At 69.2% G+C, this 12,738-nt stretch carries 14 protein-coding genes and 2 tRNA genes; 5 read left to right on the top strand and 11 right to left on the bottom strand.

All coding sequences use genetic code 11. From position 1 onward, the window contains the following. The 5 genes from Talka_RS05855 to Talka_RS05875 all read left to right on the top strand — a co-directional run. Window positions 1-541: energy transducer TonB (locus tag Talka_RS05855; protein WP_143890193.1), on the top strand; the 541-nt coding region annotated here is incomplete at its 5' end. Window positions 542-619: 78 nt separating this feature from the next. Next, window positions 620-1,378, top strand: coding sequence for a MotA/TolQ/ExbB proton channel family protein (locus Talka_RS05860; protein WP_143890194.1), 759 nt, complete (start codon window positions 620-622; stop codon window positions 1,376-1,378). 45 nt (window positions 1,379-1,423) lie between these two features. Next, a complete protein-coding gene (locus Talka_RS05865) occupies window positions 1,424-1,837 on the top strand; it encodes an ExbD/TolR family protein (RefSeq protein ID WP_143890195.1) in 414 nt (137 codons plus the stop codon). Window positions 1,838-1,911: 74 nt separating this feature from the next. Next, window positions 1,912-2,598 (top strand): Bax inhibitor-1 family protein, encoded by a 687-nt coding sequence (locus tag Talka_RS05870; protein WP_143890196.1) that lies wholly within the window; start codon window positions 1,912-1,914, stop codon window positions 2,596-2,598. A 197-nt stretch (window positions 2,599-2,795) separates the two neighbouring features. Further along, window positions 2,796-3,257: a hypothetical protein gene (locus Talka_RS05875; RefSeq protein WP_143890197.1), complete on the top strand. Its 462-nt coding sequence runs from the start codon at window positions 2,796-2,798 to the stop codon at window positions 3,255-3,257. On the opposite strand, the gene rlmD is transcribed toward Talka_RS05875, so the two are convergent. From rlmD to pgsA, 11 genes are all read right to left on the bottom strand, one after another. Further along, complete coding sequence (gene rlmD / locus Talka_RS05880) at window positions 3,247-4,701, bottom strand: 23S rRNA (uracil(1939)-C(5))-methyltransferase RlmD (RefSeq protein WP_143890324.1); 1,455 nt, start codon at window positions 4,699-4,701, stop codon at window positions 3,247-3,249. The genes Talka_RS05875 and rlmD overlap by 11 nt on opposite strands. A gap of 74 nt (window positions 4,702-4,775) precedes the next feature. Continuing rightward, window positions 4,776-5,726 carry a peptidoglycan DD-metalloendopeptidase family protein gene (locus tag Talka_RS05885; protein ID WP_246100595.1) on the bottom strand — a complete coding sequence of 317 codons (951 nt, stop codon included), beginning with the start codon at window positions 5,724-5,726 and terminating at the stop codon, window positions 4,776-4,778. Between the two features lie 30 nt (window positions 5,727-5,756). After that, a complete protein-coding gene (locus Talka_RS05890; protein ID WP_143890198.1) occupies window positions 5,757-6,446 on the bottom strand; it encodes a protein-L-isoaspartate(D-aspartate) O-methyltransferase in 690 nt (229 codons plus the stop codon). Window positions 6,447-6,517: 71 nt separating this feature from the next. Next, window positions 6,518-7,357 (bottom strand): 5'/3'-nucleotidase SurE, encoded by an 840-nt coding sequence (surE, locus tag Talka_RS05895; RefSeq protein ID WP_143890199.1) that lies wholly within the window; start codon window positions 7,355-7,357, stop codon window positions 6,518-6,520. 44 nt (window positions 7,358-7,401) lie between these two features. Beyond that, window positions 7,402-8,493, bottom strand: a complete 1,092-nt coding sequence (locus Talka_RS05900; RefSeq protein ID WP_221933858.1) for a nucleotidyltransferase family protein — start codon at window positions 8,491-8,493, stop codon at window positions 7,402-7,404. Between the two features lie 79 nt (window positions 8,494-8,572). Beyond that, window positions 8,573-8,648 (bottom strand) — tRNA-His (locus Talka_RS05905). Between the two features lie 61 nt (window positions 8,649-8,709). Continuing rightward, the gene (locus tag Talka_RS05910; RefSeq protein WP_143890201.1) at window positions 8,710-10,602 is read right to left on the bottom strand and encodes a SurA N-terminal domain-containing protein; all 1,893 of its coding nucleotides are present in this window, start codon (window positions 10,600-10,602) and stop codon (window positions 8,710-8,712) included. Window positions 10,603-10,754: 152 nt separating this feature from the next. Next, window positions 10,755-10,830: transfer RNA gene (locus Talka_RS05915), tRNA-Val, on the bottom strand. A 28-nt stretch (window positions 10,831-10,858) separates the two neighbouring features. Then, window positions 10,859-11,137, bottom strand: a complete 279-nt coding sequence (locus tag Talka_RS05920; RefSeq protein WP_143890202.1) for an HU family DNA-binding protein — start codon at window positions 11,135-11,137, stop codon at window positions 10,859-10,861. 90 nt (window positions 11,138-11,227) lie between these two features. Continuing rightward, complete coding sequence (locus Talka_RS05925; protein WP_143890203.1) at window positions 11,228-12,127, bottom strand: DMT family transporter; 900 nt, start codon at window positions 12,125-12,127, stop codon at window positions 11,228-11,230. Between the two features lie 22 nt (window positions 12,128-12,149). Then, window positions 12,150-12,716, bottom strand: a complete 567-nt coding sequence (gene pgsA / locus Talka_RS05930) for a CDP-diacylglycerol--glycerol-3-phosphate 3-phosphatidyltransferase (protein WP_143890204.1) — start codon at window positions 12,714-12,716, stop codon at window positions 12,150-12,152. Window positions 12,717-12,738 lie beyond the last annotated feature (22 nt).

A 12,738-nucleotide genomic window follows, 5' to 3' on the forward strand; every position in this document is an offset into this window, starting at 1 on the left:
GCCCGCCCCCTCGCCCCGGCCTCGCACCCAGGCTGCGACGAGCCAACCGACGCGGCCACCGGTCACCCCGACGGCGGCTGAGCCCAGCCAGGCCGCAGAGCCCACGCCAGCGCCGACGCCGGTGGCTGAAGCGCTGCGGGATCCCGCTCCCACGTCGCCGCCCGCCCCCAGCGCGCCGGGCCCCAGCGCGGCGGCGGCTCCCGTGGCGGCGCCCGCTGCGCCTGCCGTGGCCGCTGCGCCGCCTGCGCCACCGCCCAAGATTGAGCTGCCTTCGGCCAGCGCCGCCTACCTCAACAACCCTCCGCCCGCCTACCCGGCGCTGTCGCGGCGGCTCGGCGAGCAAGGCCGCGTCGTGCTGCGGGTGCGCATCGAGCCGGACGGCACCGCCTCCGCGGCTGAAATCCGCACCTCCAGCGGCTATGAGCGGCTCGACAAGGCTGCCTTGGAAGCGGTGCTGCGCTGGCGTTACGTGCCCGGCAAGCGCGACGGCGTGCCCGAGGCGATGTGGTTTTTGGTACCGATCCAATTCGTGTTGGAGTGACGACGCCGCAACCCGCCGCGCCGCGGGGGCCGTCCCCCAAGCGAGCGTGTCTTTTCAATTTCAACCGGAGCTTCGAAGATGGAAACCGTCCAACCTCCTGCCGCCTTCGGCCTGGCCCACCTGTGGGCGCAGGGCGACGGCGTCATCCGCACGATTGCCGTGCTGCTGCTGATGATGTCGGTGCTGTCGTGGGTGCTGATCATCTTGAAGGCGCTGGATTTGCGCCGGCACCGCGCGCAGGCTCGACGCGTCGAGGCTTTTTGGCATGCCAGCGATTTCGCCGACGGGCTGGATCGGCTCGGGCGCGAGCCCGACAACCCATTTCGCTTGCTGGCCCAACAGGGCCGAGACGCCGCCGCGCACCTGCAGGGCCGCGACGACGTGGCCGCGCGCCCTCCGCAGCTGCACGATCAGCTGGACCTCAGCGACTGGGTGCAGCGCGCGCTGCGGCAGGCCATCGACGACTGCGTGGCGCGGCTGCAGGCCGGGCTTTGGCTGCTGGCCTCGGTGGGCTCCACTGCGCCGTTTGTGGGCCTGTTTGGCACGGTGTGGAGCATTTATCATGCGCTGGTGGGCATCGGCGCCTCTGGCAACGCCGGGCTCGATCAGGTCGCCGGGCCCATCGGCGAGGCGCTGATCATGACCGCGCTGGGATTGGCGGTGGCCATCCCGGCGGTGCTCGGCTACAACGCGCTGGTGCGAGGGCACAAAGCGCTGGTGCACCAGCTCAACCGCTTCGCGCACGAGCTGCATGCCTACTTTGTCACGGGAGCGCGGGTGGCGGCGCGCGCGCCAGCGCCGGCTGCTGACGCCCGTGTGCGGGCGCTGCGCGCCTGAAGCGCTGCACGCAAGCCCTGACCACAACTCCGTGGAGGCTCAACCATGGCGATGCAAGTCAGTGACCACGACCAGGACGAACCGATGAGCGAAATCAACATGATCCCGCTGATCGACGTCATGCTGGTGTTGCTGATCGTGTTCATGATCACCATCCCCGTGATGCAACACGCGGTGCAAGTCAAGTTGCCGCAAGCCAACGCCGAACCACTGCAGCCGCCCCCGCAGGCGGTGCGGTTGACGGTGTTGGCCGATGGCGGCTACCGCTGGAACGACGAAACGCTGCAAGAGGCTCAGCTGGAGCTGCGGTTGCAGCAAATCGGCGCACTGGATCCGCAACCCCCTCTGCACTTGCTGGCCGACCGCGACGTGCGCTATGAACGGGTGGCCAAGGTGCTGGCCGCGGCGCAGCAAGCCGGTGTGCAAGGGGTGGGGTTTGTCACCGAGCCGGCGCGGTGAACTTTCGCCAGCCCACCGTATCCAAGTTGGCGTAACGAAGTTACACTTGCGCACCACACAGGAGGCCACTGACGATGAGCTTTGACACCACCCTTCGCTCGGACACCTTGGTTGCGCGCCACGAGCGGCATCGCGTCCTGCGCAACACCTACGCTTTGCTGGCGCTGAGCCTGCTGCCCACAGTGTTGGGGGCCTGGATCGGCGTGGCCACTGGCGTCGCCGCCGCGTTGTCGGGCTGGGTCGGCCTGGTGGTGTTTCTGGCAGGCGCATTTGGCTTCATGTTTGCCATTGAGCGCTACAAACACTCCGGCGCCGGCGTGGCGCTGCTGCTGGGCTTCACCTTCTTCATGGGCCTGATGCTGTCGCGCCTGCTGGCAGCGGTGCTGGGCTTGGCCAACGGCGCGCAGCTGGTGATGACGGCGTTCGGCGGCACCGCGGCGGTGTTTCTTGTGATGGCCAACCTCTCCACGGTCATCAAGCGTGACCTGGAAGGGCTGTCCAAGTGGCTGTTTTTCGGCGCCATCGTGTTGCTGGTGGGCGGCATCATCAACGCGTTTGTCGGCAGCACGGCCTTCATGGCGGCGCTGTCGGTGATGGCCATCGGCATTTTCAGCGCTTTCTTGCTGGTGGATCTCAAGCGCATCGTGGATGGCGGCGAAACCAACTACATCACCGCCACGCTGGCCTTGTATCTGAGCCTCTTCAACATCTTCCAAAGCTTGCTGGCGCTGCTGGGGATCTTCGGCGGCGAGCGCGAGTAAGGCTGCGGCCAGCCGTCAAGGCAAGGCTTGAACGCCCTGCGCCCCCTCGATGGGGGCGCTTTTGTTGGTGCGCCAGGTAGGCGCCAAGCGCCGACAGCCGCGAGCTACCCGATCGACTCCGCGTCGGCGAAGCGGGCCGTTTCGCATTTAGCGTAGGGTGTTGGGCCAAGCGCTCAACCCACGGCACAATTCGGATCATGACGTCTTTGCGCGCTCGCCACCCGGTGCTCCTGACCGTCGGCTTGGCGTTCTTCGTGTCATGGCCCTTGGCTGGCTGCGACATGCTGGGCATTGAAACGCCAGCCAAACAAGCCCAACGGCGCGAAGCCGAAGGCAAGGCCATCGGCGCCGCCTGCCGGCACACCCAACGCAGCCTGGAGGATTGTTACGCCAGCAACCCCAAAGCCTCCAAGGCCGCCATCTTTGCCGGCTGGCGCGAAATGGATGAATACATGCGCGAAAACAACATCCCGCCGGCTGCGCCGACGCTGCGCCAGGACGAGTCAGCGCAGCCGCGTGAGGAGGTGATCGAACCCACGCCCGGGTCGGCCAGCGCCGCCTCCGGCCCCACGCCCGGATCGGTCAATGGCAACGGCAGCGCCGCGCCCAACTCGGCCCCCGCGCCAACCGCCAACGCCCGCCCGCCTGCTAACCGCTAACGCCCACCGGCTCGGGGTTATCAGGCCGGTCGAACACCGCCACGCTTTCCACGTGGGCGGTGTGCGGGAACATGTTGACGACGCCGGCGGCGCGACAGACGTAGCCAGCCTGATGCACCAGCAGCCCGGCGTCGCGCGCCAGCGTCGCCGGGTTGCAGCTGACGTAGACGATGCGCCGCGGCGGCTGCCACGGCTGCCCGTCCGGCGTGCTTGGCGGCTCGCTACCCGCCAGCGCCGCCTGATGCAGGTCGGCCAGCGCCTTGGCCAGCGCAAACGCCCCCTCGCGCGGCGGATCGACCAGCCAGCGCTGCGCCACACCGTCGGCCACCAGCTGCGCCGGCGTCATCGTGAACAGGTTGCGCGCCACGAACTCGGTCGGCGCCAGGCCCCCGCGGCGCGCCTGGTTGGCGGCCCAGTTGGCGCGCGCGCGCGCCACCAGCGCCTCGCTGCCTTCCACGCCCAGCACGCGGCCGGCCTGGGTGGCGATTGGCAGCGTGAAGTTGCCCAGTCCGCAGAACCAGTCGATCACGCGCTCGTCGCGCCGCGCCTGCAGCAGCCGCAGCGCGCGCGCCACCAGCACGCGGTTGATGTGTGGGTTGACCTGCGTGAAGTCGGTCGGGCGAAACGGCATCACGAGGTCAAACTCCGGCAGCCGGTAGGTCAACGGCGGCGTGCCGTCGTCCTCGTCCAGCCGGTGCACGCTATCGGGGCCGGCCGGCTGCAGCCACCACTGCAGCGCCGCCTGCGGATGCGCGCGGGCGAACGCGCGCAGGCGGTCGCGGTCGGCGTCGGTGAGCGGCTCCAGGTGGCGCAGCACCAGCGCGGTCACACCCTCGCCGCAGGCCAGCTCGAGCTGCGGGCAGCGGTCGCGCGCCTGCAGCGCCATCACCAGCGCCCGCAGCGGCTTGAGCAGCGCCGACACGTGCGGCGGCAGCACCGCGCAGCTCGTCATGTCGGCCACGTAGCGGCTCTGGCGCTCGTGAAAGCCGATCAGCACCCCGCCCTTCTTCGGCACGTGGCGCACCGCCAGCCGCGCGCGCCAGCGGTAGCCCCACGCCGGGCCGGCGATCGGCGGCAGGATGCGCTGCGGCCGCACCTTGCCGAGGCGCCACAGGCTGTCCTCCAGCGCGCGCTGCTTGATCGCCACCTGCGCCAGCGCGTCGATGTGCTGCATGCGGCAGCCGCCGCAGGCGCCGGCGTGCAAGCCAAAGTGCGGGCAGCGCGGCGCCACCCGCAGCGCCGAAGGCCGGTGCACCTCGATGGCCTCGGCGGCCTCCCACTGCGGCTTGCGGCGCGTCACGCGCACCTGCACCCACTCGCCCGGCAGCGCGCCTTCGATGAACACCACCTTGCCGTCCGGGCGGCGCGCGATGCCGTGCGCCTCGAGATCGATGCCGTGCACCGGCAGCGCCTCCGGCGGCACGCCGGCCGGCCGCGACGGCATCGGGGTCACGCAGACGTCGGCGGCAGCCAAGCCGGCCGCGCCGTCGGCGGCCACGTCGGGTTCCAGGTTGTCCATCAGCGGCTCGGCAGCAGGCTCAGCGGATCGACCGGCTTGCCCTGGCGGCGCACCTCGAAGTGCAGCTTGACGCGGTCGGCGTCACTGCTGCCCATCTCGGCGATCTTCTGCCCCTGGCGCACGGTCTGATCCTCGCGCACCAGCAGGCTCTGGTTGTGCGCGTAGGCCGTGAGGTAGGTGTTGTTGTGCTTGATGATGATGAGGTTGCCATAGCCGCGCAGGTCGGAGCCGGCATACACGACGCGACCGTCGGCGGCCGCCACCACCGGATCGCCAGCTTTTCCGCCGATGCCGATGCCTTTTTGCCGCACCTCGTCGAAATGATAAAGGATCGGCCCTCGCGCAGGCCAAATCAGACTGATGGCATCGGCGGCCGGCGCTGGACTCGGCGGCGACGCCGGACGCGCGACGTTGGCAGGGGCGGCGGCCGCAGGCGGCAGCGGGGCCGGCGTCGCAGCGGGCGGCGCCGGCGGCTCTGACGGCAGCGGACGGGGTTGCACCGGCGCCGTGGTCACGGGCTGAGTGATCGCACCGCCAGCAGCCTGCGGCTCCCCCCCCGGCGGCGCCACCCGCAGCACCTGCCCGACCTCGATGCGGTCGGGGTTGGGCAAGTTGTTCCAAGCGGCCAAATCGCGCCAGCTCTGGCCGTGCTCCAGCCCGATGCGGTAGAGCGTGTCACCCGGGCGCACGGTGTAGTAGCCAGGCTTGCCGGCGTTGTCCTGCCCGGGCGGCGGCGCGACGGGCGCAGCCGGGGCAGGCGTCGCCCCGGCGGATGGCGAGGGCTGAGGCGCAGGGGCAGGCAACGGCGCGCTGGCCGTCGGCGTGACGCGCCGGTCTTCCACGGGCGCGCTGCGCGCAGGCGGGCGCGACGCCGCGCAACCCGCCGACAGCGCCACCACCGCCCCCCAAAGCACCCACATTTCGGCGCGGCGGGACAACAACCCATTCATGGAAGCGTTCAGCTCCAGCTGTGATAGCGTTCAAACGACGCCCGATTGTAGAGGCACGAAGTGCACGCTTTCGAACTCGTGCCGCTGCCACCCGCGGGCGGTGCGCTCCACCACCACCAGCCGCTGCTCGCCCGGCCGCACTTCGGCGGGCGCCACCAGCCGCCCGCCCACCTCCAGTTGCTCCAGCCAAGCCGCAGGCAGCTCCGCCCCGCCGGCGGCGGCGATGATGCCGGCGTAGGGCGCACCGGACGGATAGCCGCCGCAGCCATCCCCCAAGATCAGGTGCAGGTTGGCGATGCGCAGCGGACGCAGATGGTCGCGCGCGCGTTCGTGCAGCCCGCGGATGCGCTCGATCGAATACACCTCGCGGCACAGGCGCGCCAACAGCGCGGCTTGATAACCGCAGCCGGTGCCGATTTCCAGCACGCGCCCAAGCGGCAGCGCGCGCCCGGCGCACAGCAGCTCCAGCATGCGGCCCACAACGCTGGGCTTGGAGATGGTCTGACCCCAGCCGATCGGCAACGCCGTATCTTCATACGCCTGGGCCACCAAGGCGCTGTCCACAAAACGGTGCCGCTCAACTTGCGCCAGCGCGGCCAACACCGACTCATGCCGCAAACCCTGCTGACGCAGGCGCTGCACCAGGGCTTGGCGCACCCTGGCGGAATCCAACCCGACGCCCGCCGCCGGCGCAGCCGCCTGGCCAGCGACGGAACGCATGGGGAACGCTTGCAACCAAGCGGGTCGCGCGGGAAAGCGCGACGCCTTCGACCGAGGTCCGGATGGCGACGTCACGGCCTGACCTGCCCGCCGGCCTTCAGCGCACCGGCTGCGCCGCCGACCGCGCCGCGCGCTTGCACGCTTAAAGCCGCCGCCGTCTGGGCCCAATAGGCCAGGCGCGCATGGTCGGTCAAATCCACTTGCAGCGGGGTGATGGAAACGTAGCCTTGCTGCGTGGCGTAAAAATCGGTGCCCTCGGCGTCGTCCTTGGCGGGGCCAGCCGCGCCGATCCAATACATGGTTTCGCCGCGCGGGTTGACCTGGGTGATCACCGGCTCGGCGGCGTGGCGCCGACCCAAACGCGCCACTTTGAAGCCGCGAATCTGCGCGCGCGGCAGGCTTGGGATGTTGACATTAAGCAGCCACGGCTGCGGATGCGGCGCCGGCTCGCGCGCCGACGACAGCATCGGCTGCAACCCTTGAATCAACTCCACCGCCACGGCCACCGCGTCGTCCAGGTAAGCCCAGCCCTTTTCCGTCAGCGAAAACGCAATGCCCGGCACCCCGAACAAGTAACCTTCCATGGCCGCGCCGACCGTGCCGGAGTAAATGGTGTCGTCGCCCATGTTGGCGCCGTTGTTGATGCCGGACACCACCAAATCGGGGCGGTAGTCCAACAAACCGGTCAACGCGATGTGCACGCAGTCGGCTGGCGTGCCGTTGACGTAGCGCACGCGCGACGAAGCGCGGTGCACATACAGCGGGGCGTTGAGGGTGAGCGCGTTGGATTTGGCGCTGTTGTTGTGCTCCGGCGCCACCACCTCAACGTCGGCAAACGCCGCCAAAGCCTGCGCCAGCGCCTGCAGCCCAGGAGCCTGGTAGCCGTCGTCGTTGGACAGCAAGATCCGCATGGCTTGGCATTGTAGAGGCGCCCCGGCGCCAGCCGCCCTGTCCCTCAGCCGCGCGCATCCCCCCAGCGCAACGGGCAACGGTCATCGCCGACGTAGGTGGCGCGGCCATACCGATCGACGCAGTAGCTCGGCGAGACGATCATGTCCTGAAACAGCATGCCGGCGCCGATGCGGGTGTATTCAAACAGCACGCTGCGCTCTACGCGCGAGCCGGCGCGCAGGTGGCTGCCGTGGCCGATCCAGGCCGGGCCGACGATCGAGCAGCCCTCCTCCAGCCGCACGCTGGAGCCGATGTAGACCGGCCCGGTGACCTGCACGCGGTCGAAGTCGATGCGGGTGTTGAGCCCGACCCACACGCCTGGGCGCACCTCGGTGCCGGGCATGCGCAGGTCGGCGATCTCGCCGCTGAGCACGCGCTGCAGCACCGACCAGTAGTCGCTGACGCGCCCGATGTCGATCCAGTGAAACGGCCGGCTCTGCGCGTAAAACGGCAAGCCGCGCTCCACCAGCAACGGAAACAGCTCGGCGCCGATGTCGAACACCCGCCCCGACGGCACCAGGTCCAGCACCGCCGGCTCGAAGATGTAGATGCCGGTGCTGGCCAGGTTCGAGCGCGCCTCCTCGGGCCGGGGCTTTTCCTGAAACGACACCACGCGCCCGTCCTCATCGGCCACCACGATGCCGTAGTTGCCGACCTGTTCGCGCGGCACCGGCAGCGTCACCACGCTGGCCAGCGCCCCCTTGGCGCAGTGCTCCGCCAGCGCGGCGGAGATGTCCAGATCCACCAGCGCATCGCCGCACAGGACGATGGTGGTCTCGTCGAAGAAGCCGCTCATGTCCTGGATGCGCTTCATGCCGCCCGCCGAGCCCAGCGGCCGCGGCAGGATGTCGCCGTGCTCGTAGGCGCCTTCGTACGAGTAGCCGATCTCCACGCCCCAGCGGCGCCCGTCGCGGAAGTATTGTTCGATCTTGTGGTGGTTCCAGGCCACGTTGACCATGATCTGGCGCACGCCGTGCGCCGCCAGCCGCTCCACCAAATACTCCATCACCGGCTTGTCCAGGATGGGGATCATCGGCTTGGGCAGGTCTTTGGTCAGCGGGCGCACGCGGGTGCCCTGCCCCGCGGCGAGGATCATGCCTTTGGCCATGGCGCAGCTCAAAACGACAAACCCCCGCCGCTGCTTGAGACGACGGGGGTTGCATCACCTGAACGGCTGGGGTGGCTGATGGGACTCGAACCCACGACAACCAGAATCACAATCTGGGACTCTACCAACTGAGCTACAGCCACCGCAGAAACCTGCATTATAACGGTTGCCGCAACTCTGCGCGGGTCTGATGCGGCAAAGAGGTCATTTCACCAGCCACTCCACACGATAACGATCGCGCAGCGCCGCGCGCAGCGCCTGCGCCTCGCCTTCTCCCCATAGCCGGGCCAATTCGCGCGCTTCTTGGAGGGCTTCGACGGCCTGCGGGGCGGCACGCGCCGCGGCGCGGCGCACGCGCAGCACCGCCGCGCCCTCAGAGCCAAGATCCACCCACGTCCACGCCGCGGCCTCGCCTTGCAGGGGTACGCTCAACGCCGCGCGCACCAGCCGAGGCGGCAGCCCTTGCGTGTTCTGGCGCGACACGATCACCGGGGCACGTAGCGCGTTGTCTGGCGGCGCTTTGGCCTGCCACTGTTGCCAGCGTTGCTGGGCCTCCTGCAAGGCGGCCTGACGGGCCCGCTCGGCCACCAGCGCTTGCCGCACCTGCGCCTCGACCGCCTCCAGCGGCTGCGGCTGCGAAGGGTGATGCTCCACCACCCGCACCACCAGCACGCGCGGCCCGCGCAGCTCGAGGGCGCGGCTGTTGAGCTTGCGCTGCAGCGCCTCGTCGTCGAAGATCGCGCGCAACGCGACCGGCTCGTTCAGCGCCGGGTCGAGGTCGCCTGCCACCGCCCCTTGCCGCTGCACGGTGGCCCGGCGCACCGCCAACCCCAAGGCTTCAGCCGCAGGCTGCAACGTGTCGGGGCGCTCATAGGCGAGGTTGCCCAGCCGCTCGGCCAACTCCGCAAATTCGCGCCCAGCGCGCTGCTGGCGCCATTCTTGCGCCAGTCGATCGCGCAGGCGCTCAAATGGCTCCACCGGCTCTTGCCGCACGTCCAACAGGCGGATGATGTGCCAGCCGAATTCGGTTTCGACCAGATCGGAGATTTGCCCCTTGGTCAGCGCAAACACCGCGTCTTCGAACGGCTTGACCATCGTACCGCGCCCAAACCAGCCCAGATCGCCCCCCTGTTGGGCCGAGCCCGGATCTTGGGAGTGCTGGCGCGCCAGCTCGGCGAAGCGCTCTGGATGCGCACGCGCTTCGGCCAGCAGCTGCTCCGCTTGCGGGCGCACGCGCGACTTGGCCTGCGGCGTGTCGGCCTGCAACAGAATGTGCGCGGCGCGCCGCTGTTCGCGCTGGCTGGCACGCACGACGTTTTGCTCGTAGTATTGGCGCAGCTCCTCCTCGCTGGGCTGCAAGCGCCGCGCCACGGCATCACGGTCCAGCAGCAAATACTCCACCACCGCCTGCTCCGGCGTGCGGAAATCATCCGCATGCTGAGCGTGGTAGGCGCGCAGCTCCTCGTCGGATACGCGCACCGCGGCGGCGTGGTCGGCAGACCGAAACATCGCCAGCGCCACCTCGCGCTGCTCAAACCATGCAGCGGCGGCCAGCTCGACGCTGGCCGTCGGCGCCCAAGCGCTGCGCTGCACCACCTCCAGCCAGTGCCGACGCATGAGGTCGGCCCGCACCAGCGCCTCGTATTGCTCAGCCGTCAAGCCCTGGCTGCGCAGCAGGTCGTGGTAGCGCTGCGTATCCAGCGTGCCGTCGGGCTTGCGCAAGCTGGCGATCACCGGATCACGCAGCAGCTCAGCGGCCAAGCGCCGGTCGGTGACGACCAAGCGCTGATCCTGGGCTGCTTGAGTTAGCACACGCTCATCGATGAGGCGCTGCAACGTGGCGCGGCGGCTGTCTTCGCTCTCCAACAAAGCCCGGTCAAGCCCTGGCATGGCCGCCGCCAGCCGCTCCACTTCGCGCCGGTGCGCGGCTTCCCACTCGGCGCGCGTGATGCGCTCACCGTTGACGCGCGCCACTGGCTCTGAGCGTTGCGCCAAACTGGTGTAACCCTGCACACCGAAAAAAACAAACGAGGGGATGATCAACAACATGAGCAGTGCCATCAGCACCTTCATGTTGTGGCGAAACAGGTCAAACATGGAGCCTGGGCTGCATCAGAGTCAGGAATCGAAGATCAGCGCCGCGCGATCTTCGCCGCGCCGCCGCAACGCCAAGCGTGCAGGCGGCGCATCGACGTGCACCGAAAAGGCAACATGGCGCTGGGCCAGAACGATCCATAAAGCGACGCGGCTGGTGGGTGCTGACGGATTCGAACCGCCGACCTACGCCTTGTAAGGGCGCCGCTCTACCAACTGAGCTAAGCACCCGCGCCATGTTCCCGCTCTTGCCGGGCCTTCAAGACGACGCCACGGCATCACGCAAGGCTTTGCCGGGTCGAAATTTTGGGATTCTAGCGGCTGGGATTTGCACGACCTCACCCGTTTGGGGATTGCGTCCTTTGCGGGCCGCGCGTTCATCGACAGCGAAAGTGCCAAACCCCACCAGCGTCACCTCCCCTCCACGCGCCAGTGTGCGCTTGACGCCGTCGAGCATCGCTTCCAGCGCCCGCGCCGCTTCTTGGCGCGTGAGCTGGGCTTGCTCGGCGATATGCTCAATCAGTTGCGCTTTGTTCATGGTCGGCCCTCACTGAACCGCAACGCCTGGCTTGGACTCCAGACGCGCCGTCAAAGCGACGTATTCTAGCTGCCCCCTGGGGTTCAAGCCTTATGGCGGGGATGGACGCGGGCTTCGCACCACCAGCGCCACGCCCACGGCGGCAAGCGCCGTGCCGGCCAGCGTCATGGCGGTGATCGGCTCGCCGAACAGCGCCCAGGCGATCAGCGCCGTGCACGGCGGCACCAGGTACATGAGGCTGGCCACGGACGCGGCCGCGCCGCGCTGGATCAGCAGGTACAACAGCGAGCTGCCGCCCAGCGTCAGGCCCAGCACCGACCACGCCATCGCGCCGGCGGACTCCAGGTTCCAGTGCATCGGCTCGCGCTCCAGCCACGCCAGCGGCAGCGTCACCATGAGCGCCGCGGCCAGCTGCACGGTGTTGGCGGTGCGCACGTCGCAGGGGGCCAGAAAGCGCTTCTGGTACAGCGTGCCGGTGGTGATGGACAGCAGCGCCGCCACCGCAAACGCCAGATTCACCGGTGTGGCGCTGTCGCCGGGGCCGCCGTGACCGAACTTGTGCCACACCACCAGCACCAGCCCGGCCAGGCCCAGCGTCAGCCCCAGCCACTGGCGTGCCGTCACGCGCCCGCCGGTGGACGAGAGCCACACTGCCGTCAGCACCGGCTGCAGGCCGACGATCAGCGCCGACAGCCCCGCGCCCATGCCGGCCTTGACGGCCGCCCACACACCCCCCAGGTAGCCGGCGTGCATCAGGACACCGGTGACGGCCAGGTGCCCCCATTGCGCCGGCGTGCGCGGCCACGCGACGCGCGCCAACGCGATCCATACCCCGAAGCAGGCGATCGACAGCGCGTAGCGCCACGCCAGGAAGGTCATTGGCGGCGCGTGCGGCATGCCGAAGCGCGCGACGATGAAACCCGTGCTCCAGATCAGCACGAACACCGCGGGCATCGCGCGGATCCAGGCGGAGTCGTCGGCGGCGGTCATCGGCGCGGAGCAGGCCAGCCGGTCAGCGCGCGCGGGCGCGGATTTCGGGAATCGCGCGGCGCAGGTAATAGACCATCGACCACACCGTCAGCACCACCGCCACCCACAGCAGCAGCGTGCCCCACCAGCGCGTATCGACGCCCCACAGCACGCCGTCGTAGAGCAGGAACGGGATCGCCACCATCTGCGTGGCGGTCTTGAGCTTGCCCACCAGGTGCACCGCCACGCTGCGCGTGGCGCCGATCTGCGCCATCCACTCGCGCAGCGCCGAGATCGCGATCTCGCGTCCGATGATGATAAGGCCGGCGAACACGTCGGCGCGCCCCAGGTGCACCAGCACCAGGATGCAGGCGCTGACCAGGAACTTGTCGGCCACCGGGTCGAGGAAGGCGCCGAACGCCGAGGTCTGGTTGAGCCGCCGCGCCAGGTAGCCGTCGGCCCAGTCGGTCAGCGCGAAGACGATGAACAGACCGGTGGCCACCGCGTTGGCCCAAGCCACTGGCCAGCCCGGCACGTAAAACACCGCCACGATCAGCGGGATGGCCGCGATGCGCGTCCAGGTCAGCAGCGTGGGCACGGTCAGGAACATGGCGTTCGAATTATGCGGGCAG

The organism is Tepidimonas alkaliphilus (genome assembly GCF_007556595.1).
Taxonomy (GTDB): domain Bacteria; phylum Pseudomonadota; class Gammaproteobacteria; order Burkholderiales; family Burkholderiaceae_C; genus Tepidimonas; species Tepidimonas alkaliphila.